The organism is Rhodococcus sp. P14 (assembly GCF_000256505.1).
Taxonomy (GTDB): domain Bacteria; phylum Actinomycetota; class Actinomycetes; order Mycobacteriales; family Mycobacteriaceae; genus Rhodococcus; species Rhodococcus ruber.
The window spans coordinates 17,831-31,890 of sequence record NZ_AJFC01000058.1 but is presented as its reverse complement, the minus strand read 5'-3'; the positions used below and the strand labels follow the sequence as shown (position 1 = coordinate 31,890).

General features: G+C 72.5%; 12 protein-coding genes. 8 read left to right on the top strand and 4 right to left on the bottom strand.

Annotated features, from left to right (window positions below):
* Positions 1 to 5: 5 nt before the first annotated feature.
* On the bottom strand, positions 6 to 2,492 hold the full coding sequence (locus OEY_RS0104045) for a DUF2156 domain-containing protein (RefSeq protein ID WP_010592661.1): 2,487 nt from the start codon (positions 2,490 to 2,492) through the stop codon (positions 6 to 8).
* The gene (locus tag OEY_RS0104040) at positions 2,489 to 3,820 is read right to left on the bottom strand and encodes an alpha/beta hydrolase (protein WP_010592660.1); all 1,332 of its coding nucleotides are present in this window, start codon (positions 3,818 to 3,820) and stop codon (positions 2,489 to 2,491) included. The genes OEY_RS0104045 and OEY_RS0104040 overlap by 4 nt, the downstream gene beginning before the upstream one ends.
* A gap of 57 nt (positions 3,821 to 3,877) precedes the next feature.
* Between OEY_RS0104040 and OEY_RS0104035 the strand changes: the two genes are divergently transcribed.
* On the top strand, positions 3,878 to 4,591 hold the full coding sequence (locus tag OEY_RS0104035; RefSeq protein WP_010592659.1) for a PIG-L deacetylase family protein: 714 nt from the start codon (positions 3,878 to 3,880) through the stop codon (positions 4,589 to 4,591).
* On the opposite strand, the gene OEY_RS0104030 is transcribed toward OEY_RS0104035, so the two are convergent.
* Together OEY_RS0104030 and OEY_RS0104025 are read right to left on the bottom strand one after the other, a co-directional pair.
* Complete coding sequence (locus tag OEY_RS0104030) at positions 4,573 to 5,478, bottom strand: diacylglycerol kinase (protein ID WP_010592658.1); 906 nt, start codon at positions 5,476 to 5,478, stop codon at positions 4,573 to 4,575. The genes OEY_RS0104035 and OEY_RS0104030 overlap by 19 nt on opposite strands.
* On the bottom strand, positions 5,475 to 7,097 hold the full coding sequence (locus OEY_RS0104025; RefSeq protein WP_010592657.1) for an FAD-binding oxidoreductase: 1,623 nt from the start codon (positions 7,095 to 7,097) through the stop codon (positions 5,475 to 5,477). Before OEY_RS0104025 ends, OEY_RS0104030 begins: the two co-directional genes overlap by 4 nt.
* A 20-nt stretch (positions 7,098 to 7,117) precedes the next feature.
* Between OEY_RS0104025 and OEY_RS0104020 the strand changes: the two genes are divergently transcribed.
* The 7 genes from OEY_RS0104020 (at position 7,118) to OEY_RS0103990 (ending at position 14,000) form a co-directional block, all read left to right on the top strand.
* A complete protein-coding gene (locus OEY_RS0104020; protein ID WP_010592656.1) occupies positions 7,118 to 7,735 on the top strand; it encodes a TetR/AcrR family transcriptional regulator in 618 nt (205 codons plus the stop codon).
* Entirely contained in the window at positions 7,732 to 9,279 is a 1,548-nt protein-coding gene (locus OEY_RS0104015) for a glycerol-3-phosphate dehydrogenase/oxidase (protein WP_010592655.1), read from the top strand. Before OEY_RS0104020 ends, OEY_RS0104015 begins: the two co-directional genes overlap by 4 nt.
* Before the next feature lie 77 nt (positions 9,280 to 9,356).
* Positions 9,357 to 10,433 (top strand): alkene reductase, encoded by a 1,077-nt coding sequence (locus OEY_RS0104010; protein ID WP_010592654.1) that lies wholly within the window; start codon positions 9,357 to 9,359, stop codon positions 10,431 to 10,433.
* 240 nt (positions 10,434 to 10,673) lie between these two features.
* Positions 10,674 to 12,209 (top strand): serine/threonine-protein kinase, encoded by a 1,536-nt coding sequence (locus OEY_RS0104005; protein ID WP_010592653.1) that lies wholly within the window; start codon positions 10,674 to 10,676, stop codon positions 12,207 to 12,209.
* A gap of 177 nt (positions 12,210 to 12,386) precedes the next feature.
* On the top strand, positions 12,387 to 12,563 hold the full coding sequence (locus OEY_RS30375) for a hypothetical protein (RefSeq protein WP_157179985.1): 177 nt from the start codon (positions 12,387 to 12,389) through the stop codon (positions 12,561 to 12,563).
* A 4-nt stretch (positions 12,564 to 12,567) separates the two neighbouring features.
* Positions 12,568 to 13,722, top strand: a complete 1,155-nt coding sequence (locus OEY_RS0103995; protein WP_026137740.1) for a glycosyltransferase — start codon at positions 12,568 to 12,570, stop codon at positions 13,720 to 13,722.
* An 83-nt stretch (positions 13,723 to 13,805) separates the two neighbouring features.
* On the top strand, positions 13,806 to 14,000 hold the full coding sequence (locus OEY_RS0103990) for a DUF3046 domain-containing protein (protein ID WP_010592651.1): 195 nt from the start codon (positions 13,806 to 13,808) through the stop codon (positions 13,998 to 14,000).
* The last annotated feature ends 60 nt before the right edge of the window (positions 14,001 to 14,060 follow it).

Below are 14,060 nucleotides of genomic sequence, written 5' to 3'. Positions count from 1 at the left end.
CCGGCTCATCGGCGCAGCAACTGCGCGACCAGCCGGCGTCCCTGCCCGAGCGACACGTCGGGCAGATACGCATGCCCGACGGCGAGTCCGATCGTGGGCAGTGCTGCGGCGTCGGGGAAGACCATGTACATGGGCCGGTGCTGCGGCTGGAACTTCGTTTTGAAGGCGAGTAGGGACCGGAATCCGTAGACCGGCTCGAGGGTGCGGCCCAGCAGATCGAGCAGCGCGTCGAGTGCGCCGCGGTCGAGTGCGTCGGCCGCCGGGTCGGTTCCGGCGAGCGGCGCGCCCGACAAGCTGAGGAACTCGAGACCCTCCTCCTGCGCGGACATCGCGGCGGAGGCGATGAGAAATTCCATTGCGGGACGGAATCCCTCCGAGCGGCGGCGCATGAAGTCCAGCGTCAGACCGATCAGGGCGCCGTCCCGGTAGACCGGCAGCCACGACGTCACCGCGTGCACGCGGTCGTCCGCGTCGATCGCCAGGAGCAGTCGCACCTCCGGGTCGCGCAGTTCTTCGAGGCCGCCGAGGGTGAAGCCCATCTCGGGGAGGCCCTTGTCGGCGACCCACTCCTCGGAGATCGCCACGATCTGTTCCGTCACCGCCAGCGGAGCCTCGGCGAACGTCGTCCACCGTGCCTGCACTCCGTCCTTGACGGCGCGGTTGAGGGCGGTGCGCACGTCCTGGAACTTTTTGCCCTTGAAGGCGAGGCCGGGTAATGCCACGACCGTCTCCTCGGCTACCCGCAGGCAGCTCCAGCCGTGACCCCGGCCGATTGCGGCGGTGTCCTCCCCGACCGAGTAGAAGCACGGGGTCCAGCCGTTGCCGAGACAGTACGTGGCGAACTCGTCGACCGCCCGCTCGAGGTCGGCCGGATTGCCCACGGGGTCACCGGTGGTCAGCGCGACACCCGAGTGCACCCGGTAGGCGACGGCGTGCCGGCCGTCGGCGGTGAACCAGTACCGGTTGCCGCTCCACGTGGTCATCCAGGACAGGGAACTACCCCCCGGGCGGTGCAGCAGCGCACGGACGCGAAGCTCGTCGCGGGGATCGTGCCCGACGGCGGGGACCACGAAGCTGCGGAGCATCAGCATGCAGAATGTGACCCACACGAGCACTCCGACCCACTCGAACAGCAGTGTGGCGGGTGACGTCAGCGGCAGTACGGGGGGTTCGAACAACTGCAGGTACACAGGCGGCACGAGCCGTCGCGGCGCGTCGCGCAGCAGCGTGCCGATGCCCGGATCGCGGTCGAAGTCGTCGGAGAGCAGCGTTCCCAGCGCCACATAGGTGACGAGGGCGACGCCTGCGGCGGCCCCGGTGCCCAGCCACACGCGGGGATAGGTGCCGCGCGGTGCCTGCACGCCGAACAACCGCCGGGTCGCCAGCAGCAGCACGAGCACCGCGACAAGGGCGAGCAGCGGTGCGAGTTCCATGGAGACCGAGCTGCTGCGGCGCGCGCCGTACAGCAGTGAGCGGGTCTCGTCCTGCTCGGTGATCTGCACGATCACGCTCACTGCGGCCACGGCGATCAGTGCGACGTGTCCCCATACCGACAGGAGCCAGGCGACGCGGCGCCCGCGACGCAGACCCTCCGCCCCGACCAGTAGCACCGCCGACGGCATGAGGTTCATCACCAGGGGCCCGATGCCCGACAAGCGCAGCGCCTGCTGCCCCTTGCGGCACTCGTCACGCAGAGCCGGGTCCGCGCAGACGTCGACCAGCTCCCGTGCGGTATAGGGGACCTGGTCGAACAGCTCGCGCAGCGCGGACAGCGGGCCGATGGCGTGTGGCGAGAACGCCGCGAGGACGGGCCCGAGGACGCTCGCCGCCACGACGAGCGCCACCAGGGTGCGGCGCTCCCGCACCGTGCCGCCGAGTGCCGGCCCGCGGGCGGCCCGCCCGAACAGCACCGGACCGAGGAAAAACCCCGTCAGCGCCGCGCAGAGGCGCGTGACGTCCTGCAGGTGGCCGGCGAACAGCGCGGTCGTGACGAGGAACACCAGCACCAGTGTGCGAATACGGCGACGCCACAGAGTGCCCATCCCCGCGGTGGCCGCGAGCAGGGCGCCCAGGATCCACGGCAGTGGGTCCTCGATCAGGTGACCGTGCAGTTCGAATCCCCACGAGTTCGGTACGGAGGACGCGAGCAGCGCCACGACGAGCGCGAGCGTGGCACCTGCGCCCTGCGAGACCACGGCGGCCACCGCGAACCTGCCGGCACCGATCCGGTTCTCGACGGGCACGGCCACCGCAAGGATCGCCGCAGTCGCCAGAATGTACTCGCCGAGACCGGAGGCGAACAGCCCGGAGGTCCACAGCACCCATACGCGGCCTTCGCCGATGCTGCCGGTACCCAGCGAGATCTGGAGGGCCAACTCGCGCGACGGGCCGTGCAGCACCGAACCAGTGACGAGTCCGGCCACCCAGAACACCGCGAGCAGGGTCAGGGACACCGGAGCCCGGCGCAGCACCCCACCGGCACGCGCCGTCATCGAGCGACGAGGCCGAGTCGTCGGCTGAGCCACGGCAACTCCTTCTCCAATCCGGCGGACCACACCGCGAAGCTGTGTGCGCCGGGAAGCTCCGTCAGGTGGACGTCCATTCCGGCGGCCGCGGCCGCTGTCGTCAGCTGCTCCAGCCCGGAGCGATATTCGCGGTCGTCGAGACCGACGACGAAGACACCCGCCGATCCGGGGTACCGGTTACGCGTCAGCAACTCGGCCGGGTTGTTGCGCGCGAAGGCGGCCGCGTCGCCGCCGAATACCTCCCGGACGGTGCGGTCCCGGTCTCCGATGGTGGGTTCCGCCTGCCCCGACAGGTCGAGGAAGGTCGGGTAGACGTCGGGCCGGGTGGTCGCCAGTTGCAGGGCGCACGTCCCGCCGTAGGAGAAGCCGCCGATCGCCCATCCGGACGGATCCGGGTCGACCTGCAGTTGCCTGCGCACCCAGGCCGGCACATCGACGGTCAGGTACGTCGCGACGTTGCCGAGATGCGAGTCGACGCACAGCGGGTTGTCGAACTGCCCGCCGGTTCCGTCGGCCAGCACGACGACGGGTGCGAGGCCGTCGTGCTCCGCCGCGTAGGCATCCATGATCTGCGTCAACCGTCCGCCGACGAGCCAGTCTTCGGTGCCACCGGGCTGGCCGGCCAGCAGCACCAGCACGGGCAGTTCGGGTCGCGGGTCGGCGAAGTACGCCGGGGGGAGGTAGATTCGTGCGTCCCGCGCACGGAATCCGGAGACAGCGCCCGGTATCCGTGCGGTCGTCACCGCCCCGGTTTCCGGCAGGTCGCCGCGCGGTGTCCAGTTCTCCGACAGAGGTCGCCGGTCGATCGTCGCCGCCGCCGAGCCCAAGGCCTCGGCGAGCGGCACCGTGCGGTAGTTGCTCAGACCCAGAGCCGCACGCACCGTCGGGTAGGCGTCGTACACCGCGTTGACCTGCCCCGCGGCGGCCACCACCACCGCTACGACGGCCACGACGAGACCGGCCGCGGCCAGCGGTTGCCGGTCCCGGTGCCGGACGACCCAGCGGCCGGCGCCGAGCGCGATTGCCAGGACGGCCAGGCCGGACCACACGTACACCGAGCGCGGCAGTCGGTCCGGAAACGGTCGCCACACCTGCTCGACGAGCACGGCCGCCGCGAGCACGAGCACAACCGTGGACACGACGGCCACGGGAACCCACACGACGAGCCATCGGCGGCTACGGCGTGCGACGAGCGCGGTGAAACCGCCGACGGCGAGGACGACAAACACCACGGCGGCAGCCGTCGTGGTCAGATGCACGTCGAGCGCTGCTTCGACGAGTCCGGACCACGACACGACATCCAGTATGCGCGAGGCTCCCACCGGCGCACCGGGATCGGCGATAGTAGAGGAATGGAACCGGTACCCGAGGACTGGCAGCGTGCGCTCGTGATCGCCGCGCACCCGGACGACATCGAGTACGGTGCGGCCTCGGCGGTGGCGCGGTGGACCCGCCAGGGCAAGGACGTGCGGTACGTGCTGGCGACCAGCGGTGAGGCCGGCATCGCGGGTCTGCCGCCGGCCGAGTGCGGGCCGCTGCGTGAGCAGGAGGAGCGGGCGTCGGCTCGCGTCGTCGGAGTCGAGGTGGTGGAGTTCCTCGGGCACCCGGACGGCCGCCTGGTGGCCGGGCCGGACCTGCGTCGCGATCTTGCGGCGGCGATCCGGCGGCACCGTCCCGAGATGGTGGTGACCGGCCACTTCGGGCTCACGTGGTTTCCCGGTGTCCTCAACAGTGCCGACCATCGGGCCCTGGGACTGAGCGTGCTCGACGCGGTCGCCGACGCGGCGAACGAATGGATCTTCCCGGAGCTGGCCGAGCAGGGGCTGCCGCCGTGGCCCGGGGTGCGGTGGGTCGCGGTGAACACGACGTCTCCGACTCACGCGGTGGACGTCACCGACACGGTCGAGGCCGGCGTCGCGTCCCTCGCCGAGCATCGCCGCTACCTCGAGGCGCTCGCGGCCGACCCGGTGATCGACCAGGCCCGGGCGCAGGTGGAGTCGGCCACCGCGGCGCTGCCCGGCTTCGACCGGGCCGCCGGTTTCGAGCTCTACACGTTCGGGGGCTGAGCACCGGGCACGAGGACGACTCCGGCTCCGGGTACGGCCTCGACGTCGACGGGCAGCGGGCCGAGCGGCTCGCCGTCCGCGTACGCGGAGATGCCGGGACATTCGAGCCGCACTCGCCGGGTGCGGCGCACGGTCACCTCGTCCAGCTCGACATGGGTGCCGCGGTAGACGGTCGGGAACAGGCGCAGCAGGCGGGTCCGGTTGGCCGAGGTCACGATCACGACGTCGAGGAGACCGTCGTCGAGACGTGCGGCCGGGGCGATGCGCATGCCGCCCCCGTAGGTCGAGGCGTTGCCCACGGCCACCATCGTCGCCGCCACCTCGAGGTCGCCGTCGTCCAGCGTGATGCGGTACGGCAGCAAGCGCAGGTGCGCCAGTTCCGCGACCATCGCGACGTTGTAGCGCAGTCGGCCGCGCGGCCGCCGCATCCGGTTGGCGCGGTCGGTGACCAGTGAGTCGAAGCCGCTGGCGAGCACGGTGCCGAACCAGTGGTCCGGCCGGCCGGCCGCCCGGACCCGGCCGAGATCGATCGTCCGCGTCGACCCGTCGGCGACCACGTCGGCCGCGGCCACCGGGTCCGACGGCAGCTGCAGGACGCGGGCCAGATCGTTCCCGGTCCCGGCCGGGACGATGCCGAGCGGTATGCCGCTCTGCGCGAGTGCCTGCCAGGCGAGCCAGACGAGCCCGTCCCCGCCGACCGCGACGAGTGCCCCGGTACCGGCGGCCACGGTGCGCCGGACCAGTTCGAGCGAATGCTGCGGGGTGTCGCCGGCGATCTCGGTGACGTGCAGGCCCCGTTCGCGCAACCGGGTCGTGGCAGCCCTGGTCGCGCGCGCGGTACGCGGACCCGCGGCCGGATTCGTCAGGACGGTGACGGATTCGATCACGGCAGCAGCTTCCCAGGGTTGAGGATGCCGCGCGGGTCGATTGCGTCCTTGACCGCACGCAGCAGGCCGGTGCCGAGTGTGCCGATCTCCTCGGCCATCCAGGGCCGGTGGTCCCGGCCGACGGCATGATGGTGGGTGACCGTGCCGCCGGCCGTCACGATCGCGTCCGTGGCGGCGCGTTTGGCTGCCGACCACTGCGCGAGGGGATCGTCCGCCTGTGCGCACACGACGGTGAAGTACAGGGATGCCCCGGTGGGGTACGTGTGCGAGATGTGACACAGCACCAGAGGCGGGGTGCCCTGATCCTGCAGCGATGCGGTGAGCGCGTCGGTCACCGCGGTCCGCAACCGCGCCAGATTACTCCACGTGGTGGCGGTTTCGAGGGTCTCGGCGAGCGCCCCGGCCCCCAGCAGCGCGTCGCGCAGGTGCGGTGCGTCGAACCGGCCGTCCTCCCAGGTCCGGGCCGGTTCTTCGCCGAGGTCGGTGCCGCCCGTGGCTGCGAGCAGGGCATCGACCTCGGCGGCGCGGGCTCGCACGTGGTCCGCGGTGCCCTCGACGGTGGTCACGGCCAGGCAGCCGGTGGGGGCGGTCGAACCGATGTGTTCGTGCAGCGCGAGATTGACGGCGGTCTCGGACTCGTCCGACAGACGCAGCACGGTGGGGACGGCGCCGGTCTGCACCAGGGTGCGCAGGGCGTCCGCACCGGTGGCGAAGTCGGGGAACGACCAGGCGCGACGGGCGACCGCGGCGGGGACCGGGTGGATTCGCACGCCGACCTCGGTGACGATGCCGAACAGTCCCTCGGAGCCGAGGAACAACTGCCGCAGGTCCGGTCCGGCGGCCGAGGCCGGCGCGCGCCCTGCGCGCACGGTACCGCTCGGCGTCGCGACGACGAGATGCTCGACCATGTCGTCGAACCGGCCGTAGCCCGCCGATGCCTGGCCGGAGGACCGGGTCACGGCGAACCCGCCCACGGTCGCGTGGCGGAAGCTCTGCGGGAAGTGCCCGAGCGAGAAGCCGTGGGCGCCGAGCAGTTCCTCGACCTGTGGTCCGGTGGCGCCGGCCTGCAGCGTCGCCACGCCGGAGACCGGATCGAGATCGGTGAGCGCATTCATCCGTTGCAGGTCCACGGCGACGACGGCGTCGAATCCGTCGCGCACCGGGTCCAGGCCGCCGACGACGCTGGTGCCGCCGCCGAACGGGACGACGGCGATCGCCTCGCCGGCGCAGTAGTCGAGTACGGCGAGTACCTCGTCGTGGCTGCCGGGCCGCACCACCGCGTCGGGAGCATCCTGCGGTCCCGGGTCCTGTCGTCGCAGCAGGTCGAGGGTGCTCTTGCCGCCGGCGTGACGGAGGCGGGCCGCGTCGTCGTCGCCGACGTGCCCGGGGCCGACGATGCGGCCGAGGCCGTGGCGGTGCCGCGTGTCCAGGCGGGAGGGGAGGAGTCGCACCGCGCTCTCGGCCAGGGACGGGGCCCGGTGGGTGTCCACGCCGAGGGCCTGCTGCAGCAGGGTGCGGACGCCGTCGCCGAGTTCCTTCCGGCGATCCGCCGTACCCCACGCGTCCCACTCCATCTCGGCGGCAGCGGACGGATGGCGGGGTGTGAAGCTCACAGTCATGCGTTACAGTGTTACATACAATGTCTATCCGTAACGAAGAATTCCGGTCGTCGGGTGCGCCGGCAACGACCGTCGAGGATCAGATCCTCGACGCCACCCGCTCCTGCCTGCTCGACTTCGGACTGCGGCGCACCACCCTCGCCGAGGTGGCACGCCGCGCCGGTGTCAGCCGCCCCACGGTCTATCGCCGCTGGCCCGACACCCGTGCCCTGGTCGCGGACCTGCTCACCCGGGAGATCCGCGCCGTACTCCCGGATCTCGACGGCGAGGGACCCGTCCGGCCGCGGATCGTACGGGCCGTCGTGACGGCCGTCGACGAGATCGGCGCGCACCCGCTGTTCGAGAAGATCCTCCGATCGGATCCGGACCTGCTCATGACGTACATCGTGGACCGGCTCGGCACCAGCCAGAACGCGGTCCTCGAGGTGCTGACCGGTGCGCTCACCCGCGGTCAGCGCGACGGCACCGTCCGCAGCGGCGACGTCCGTGCGCTCGCCGCGTTCGTACTGCTCACCGCCCAGTCGGTCGTGCAGTCCGCCGGGATGATCGCCGAGGTGGTCGACCGCGAGGCACTGCTGACCGAGCTGGCGCACGCCGTGGACACCTACCTCGCACCTGCCGGAGAGGATCGACCGTGACCGGACCTGCCTCCAGTGCCCTCGACGCCGCCCGCAGACGCCGGGAACTCGACGACCTCGCCGCCGACCCCACCGTCGACGTGCTCGTCGTCGGCGGCGGTGTCACCGGCACGGGCGCCGCCCTCGACGCGGCGTCGCGCGGCCTGAGCGTCGTCCTCGTCGAACGTCACGATCTCGCCTTCGGCACGAGCCGGTGGAGCTCGAAGCTCGTCCACGGCGGACTGCGCTACCTCGCCACCGGGAACATCGGCATCGCCCGCGAGAGCGCCGTCGAGCGGGGCATCCTCATGACCCACACGGCGCCGCACCTGGTGCGGGCGATGCCGCAGCTGGTGCCGCTGCTGCCGTCGGTGGGACGCGGCGAGGCCGCACTTGTACGCACCGGGTTCCTGGCCGGCGACGCCCTGCGCGTCTCCGCGCACACCCCGTCCGCGGTGCTGCCGCGCTCGCGTCGCATCGGCGCGGGACGCGTCGCCGGCCTGGTGCCCGCCGTCCGGCGCGACGGATTGCGCGGGGGCCTGCTCGCGTACGACGGTCAGCTCGTCGACGACGCCCGGCTCGTCGTCGCGCTCGCCCGCACCGCCGCCTCCCACGGCGCCCGCATCCTCACCCGCGTCGACGCGCAGTCCGTCACCGCCGGCGGCGCCGTCCTGCGTGACACGCTCACCGGCACCGAGATCCGGGTGGCGGCCGCCGCCGTGATCAATGCGGCCGGCGTGTGGGCCGGACAGGTCGATCCTTCGATCCGGCTACGGCCCAGCCGCGGCACGCACCTCGTCCTCGACGCCACCGCCCTCGGCAACCCGACCGCCGCGCTGACCGTGCCGATTCCCGGTGCCACCAACCGATTCGTCTTCGCGCTGCCCGCCCAGTCGGGCCGGATCTACCTGGGTCTGACCGACGAGCCGGCGCCCGGCCCGCTGCCGGACGTCCCGCAGGCCACCGACAACGAGATCGACTTTCTCCTCGACACCGCCAACACGGCCCTCGCCACACCCCTGACCCGCAACGACGTCCTCGGGGCCTTCGCGGGACTGCGGCCGCTGCTCGACTCGTCCGCACCGGGCACCGAAATCGGGGACGCCACCGCGGACCTGTCACGCCGGCACGCCGTCGTGCGGTCCGAGCACGGTCCGATCGGCATCGTCGGGGGCAAGCTCACCACCTACCGGCGGATGGCGCAGGACGCCGTCGACGCGGCGGTCGAGGCCGCCGGGCTGCGCGCCGGACCGTGCCGCACCACGCGGCTTGCCCTCGTCGGCGCAGCCCCGCCCGGCGTGCTGCGCACCGTCGCGGCCCCGCCGAACCTGGTGCGGCGTTACGGAACCGAAGCTGCGCTGCTCGCCGCGGGTCCGCACGCGCTCGAGCCGATCGCCCCCGGACTCGACGTCAGCCGGGCGGAACTCGAGTTCGCGGTCACCCACGAGGGCGCCCTGGATGTCGACGACATCCTCGACCGCCGCACCCGGATCGGACTCGTACCCGGTGACCGGGCCAGGGCGCTCGCCGTCGCCGGTGACGTGCTGGCTGACGTGCCGGACTGACCCCGGCAGCGACCGGTGTGACACCTGCCGCACTCCGATCGGGAATCGCAGGTGTGCCCGCACCCGTTGCCCCTGCCATGGACCTGTTCACATCCGTCACTCTCGTAGATCTCGAGCTCGCCAATCGGGTCGTCATGGCCCCGCTGACCCGGCTGCGGTCCGGACCGTCGGGTGTTCCCGGCGACCTGGTGGTCGAGCACTACCGGCAGCGGGCGAGCGTGGGGCTGATCATCACCGAAGGCACCTACCCCAACCACGAGTCGCAGGCCTTCGTCGGCCAGCCGGGAATCGTCACCGACGCGCAGGTGGCCGGCTGGCGACGGGTGGCCGACGCGGTGCACGCCCGCGGCGGCCACATCGTGATGCAGGTGATGCACGGCGGACGCGTGACCCACCCCGACGTGAACGGCGGCCGACGGGTCGTCGCTCCGAGCGCGATTGCGATCGACGGCGTGGGACACACCGAGAAGGGCAAGCAGCCGTACCCGATACCGCACGCGCTGACCACCGACGAAGCGCGCGGGATCGTCGAGGACTTCGTCGCCGCGGCGCGGCGGGCGATCGAGGCCGGGCTGGACGGGGTGGAAATCCACGGCGCCAACGGCTACCTGCTGCACGAGTTCCTTTCACCGGCCGCCAATCAGCGTACGGACGAGTACGGCGGCTCTCCGGAGAACCGGGCCCGCTTCGTCGTCGAAGTGGTCACGGCGGTGGCGTCGGCCATCGGCCCCGGCCGGGTCGGACTGCGGATCTCGCCCGAGCACAACATCCAGGACGCCTACGAGACCGACCGCGACGACGTCCTCGCCACCTACGGCGCCCTCCTCGATCGACTGCGTCCACTGGGCCTGGCATACCTTTCCGTGCTGCACAAGGAACCGGCCGGCGAACTGGTGCAGGAGCTGCGCCGGCGGTTCGGCGGCAAGTTGATCGGCAACAGCGGCTTCGGCTCGCCGACCACCCGGGACGAAGCGGTGGAGCTGATCGAGGCCGCCCACGCCGATGCCGTGGCCGTGGGCCGGGCGGTCCTCGCCAACCCGGACCTGGTCGAGCGGTGGGCGGGGGAGCACCCGGAGAACCAGCCGCAATCGGCGCTGTTCTACTCGTCGGGCGCCGAGGGCTACACCGACTACCCCTTCCTGCACGCGGGCTGACCCCACGGTTCTGCCCGGCTCCGGCAGCCGGGCAGAACCGGCCAGGTGGCTGCGTGCCTCGTGCCCTCGTGATCACCTGCCGCCGACCGGGCCACCGACGCCGGGTGCGGGCGACGCTGCCGCGCCTCGGGCGACATCGGGTAGCACCGCGATCCGATTCGGAGCATTCGGGTGCGGGTCCTGCGTCGGTGCGCGATATTCTGAGACGGCCGTCGGGCGGGCGCCACGACGGACTCGGGAGTGGACGACACCGTGGGAGAATTGCAGCCCGGTTCCGTGTTCGCCGGGTACCGCATCGAACGCCGCCTCGCGACCGGGGGCATGGGCAGCGTCTACCTGGCGCGGCATCCCAACCTGCCGCGTTTCGTTGCACTGAAGCTGCTCGACCTGTCGGCGAACGCGAATCCCGGCAACCGCAGCCGGTTCCTCCGGGAGGCCGATCACGTCGCGCGGCTCGAACATCCCAACATCGTCACCGTGTACGACCGCGGCAACGTCGGCGACCAGTTGTGGATTGCGATGCAGTACGTGGACGGCACCGATGCGGTGGGCGCTCTGCGAGAGGGGCCGATGCGTCCGGCGCGCGCCGTGCGCATCGTGTCCGAGACCGCTCGGGCACTCGATCACGCGCATGCGCACGGTGTGCTGCACCGCGACGTCAAGCCCGCGAACATCCTGCTCGCCCCGAGCAGCGGAAGTGAACCGGAGCGCGTCCTGCTCGCGGACTTCGGGATCGCCAAGAGTCTCGGCAGCACGGCGGTCACCGAGACCGGCATCCTCGTCGCCAGCCTGCAGTACGCCTCCCCGGAGCAGATCGAGGGACGGCCGCCCGGCCCTCGCACCGACGTCTACGCCCTGGGGTGCACGCTCTATCAGTTGCTCACGGCGCGGCCCCCCTTCCCGGGAACCGAGGCGGCGCATCTGGTCCACGCACATCTGCATCTGGCCCCGCCACGTCCCACCGCGGCGCGGCCCGAGCTACCACCCGCGCTCGACGCGGTGATCGCCCGCGCGATGGCCAAGCGGCCCGAGGATCGTTTCCCCACGTGCGGCGCGCTGGCCGCAGCCGCGCGCGCCGCTCTCGACGAGCCGGTCACCGAGCCGACGCGGACGGTCTCCGCCGCGTCGACCGCCACCCCGGTGTCTCCCGGGCCCCCTGCCGCGTCCGGACATCCGGGGGCGCGTTCTCCGCGGCCGCTGCTCGTGCTGCTGGGCGTGGTGGCGGCTGTCACGCTGGCCGGGGCACTGACCGGGATCCTGCTCGCCCGCGACGGCTCGCAGGACGCGGACGTGCGGGCCGGCATCTCGGCCACCGGACGGGTCGACACCCCCGGCCCGGCCACGCTTCCTTCGGTGTCCGTCCCGGCCACGGCGGAGATCACCGACATCACCACCTCCGCCCTCGCACCGACGACCACCGCCGCGCCACAGAGCCGCCCGGACCGCATCCCCGTCGCGCAGGCAGGTATCCGGGGCTTCGACGACGACATCGGGCCGCGCTGCAACGCTGCCGACGAGGCCGTCGCGGTGGCGCGCACTTCGGAATCTCGGGTCTTGGTGTGCCGCAACGGCTTCGACGGCCTCTACTACAAGGGTCTGCGACTCGGCGACGGCGCCGACATCGAGCTGGCCGATGCCGTCCCGGACGCCGCCGGATTCACGGTCGTGTCGGGACCTGTGCGCTACACGTTCGACCGGAACGAACTGCTGATCATCGAGAACGGAACGGTCACCACCCGCGAACAGGTGCTCCAGTTCTGGTCGGCGTATCCCTGAAAGGCCGCTCGCCCGGGGCGACCGGAACGGAGTGATCACCGGAAGCGACCGCCATACCCGTCTTCGAAGGGACCGACCACCGATCGGTGAGCCGACCGTCGAAGAAGCCACCCGTGCGGGGACCTGCCCGCTCGCTGTGGGGGAGCGGCCGTCCGCCGGACCCGGCATCACGGGCGCGTGCGCGACGAACGTCGGCTGGGGACGGTGCCACGCTGCGTGCTCGTCGACGTGCCCGCCTGCGACGACCTCGTCGCACCGTCCGGGCGGGCCGACGGGATCGGCACGTCCGGGTGCCCCGCCGCCGGCCCGATCCTCGCTGTCCGCAGAGTGCGGGAACCCGGTGTGGCAGTCTGAATCGATGCGAGTGGCAGTGGTGGCCGGGCCGGACGCGGGGCATGCGATCCCCGCGATAGCCCTGAGTCTGCGGCTGGCCGAGGCGGGCGACGACCCGGTTCTGTTCACCGGCGAGCGGTGGCTGGGCCTGGACCTCGACGGCGTGACCCTGGCCCCGCTCGCCGGCCTGGCGCCGCGTCCGGAGGACGACGATGCCGATGCCGGCGCCCGCATCCATGCCCGCGCCGCGCATATCGCGGCGGAGATGCTGCCCGGGCTCAGCGCCCTGCTTCCCGATCTCGTCGTCTCGGACGTCCTCACCGCCGGCGGCGGCATGGCCGCGGAACGTCTCGGCATCCCGTGGGTGGAGTTGTCGCCCCATCCGCTGTATCTGCCCTCGCGGGGGTTGCCGCCCGTCGGGAGCGGTCTCGCCCCCGGCACCGGCCTGCGCGGCCGGGCGCGGGACGCGGTGCTGCGGGCGGCGACCGCCCGCTCGATTCGGCAGGGGGAGCGCGAACGGGCGCAGGCGCGCGTCGGGATCGGCCTGGCCGCGCGGGATCCGGGACCGGCAGCCCGGCTCGTCGCCACGCTTCCGGCCCTCGAGGTGCCGCGACCGGACTGGCCCGCGCAGGCGCACGTCGTGGGCCCGCTGCTGTGGGAACCCACCCGCGAGGTCCTGGAGCCGCCCGCCGGCGACGGACCCCTGGTGATGGTGGCGCCGTCCACCGCGGCCACCGGCGTGCCCGGCCTGCTCGACGCCGTGTGCGCGGGTCTCGGCGGCTCCGGGATGCGGATCGTCGTCGCGATGCTCGAGCCGCCCGAGCGGGCCTGGCCGGACGGTGTCGTGGCCGGGCACGGCCGGCAGGACCTGCTGCTCGAGCAGGCCGACGTGGTGGTGTGTGGCGGCGGGCACGGGATGCTCGCCAAGGCGCTGAGCGCCGGGGTGCCCGCCGTGGTGGTGCCCGGCGGCGGCGACCAGTGGGAACTGGCCAATCGGGCCGCCCGGCAGGGCAGCGCGGTCGTCGTGCGGCCACTCGAGCCGGGCGCACTGCGGGCGGCTGTGGACACCGTGCTGGCCGAGCCGCGCTTCGCCCGGTCGGCGCGCCTGGCCGCCGCGACGGCAGCGCAGGTCGAGGACCCGATCGCCGTCTGCCGCGGCGTCGTGCCCGAGGTACGGTGACGCGGGTGCGGTGACGCGGGCGCGGTGATGGGACAGGCGCCGGGCGCCGGGGCCCACGCCGGAGAGCGACTACCGTGGCTCGGGTGCGACTGACCGAATTCCACGAGTATGTCCGCAACGAGTTCGGGCAGATGCGTGGCGACGCCCTGCTCCGTGACCACGTCCTGCTCTCCCTCGGCGGGCACACCGCCGCCGAGGCCATCGAGGCCGGGCAGGAACCCCGCGAGGTGTGGCGGGCCCTGTGCGACGAATTCGACGTCCCGCCCGCACGCCGGTGAACCGCCGCGCCGTTCCGTTCGAACAATTGTTCGCCTATGCTGGGGCGCGGGTGGTGGAGA

Bases quoted from the DNA above. Each gene is read 5' to 3' on its own strand.
- OEY_RS0104025 (WP_010592657.1), bottom strand. From the start codon at position 7,097: ATGACTGTGAGCTTCACACCCCGCCATCCGTCCGCTGCCGCCGAGATG.
- OEY_RS0104020 (WP_010592656.1), top strand. From the start codon at position 7,118: ATGTCTATCCGTAACGAAGAATTCCGGTCGTCGGGTGCGCCGGCAACG.
- OEY_RS0103995 (WP_026137740.1), top strand. From the start codon at position 12,568: ATGCGAGTGGCAGTGGTGGCCGGGCCGGACGCGGGGCATGCGATCCCC.
- OEY_RS0104010 (WP_010592654.1), top strand. From the start codon at position 9,357: ATGGACCTGTTCACATCCGTCACTCTCGTAGATCTCGAGCTCGCCAAT.
- OEY_RS0104045 (WP_010592661.1), bottom strand. From the start codon at position 2,492: ATGACGGCGCGTGCCGGTGGGGTGCTGCGCCGGGCTCCGGTGTCCCTG.
- OEY_RS0104035 (WP_010592659.1), top strand. From the start codon at position 3,878: ATGGAACCGGTACCCGAGGACTGGCAGCGTGCGCTCGTGATCGCCGCG.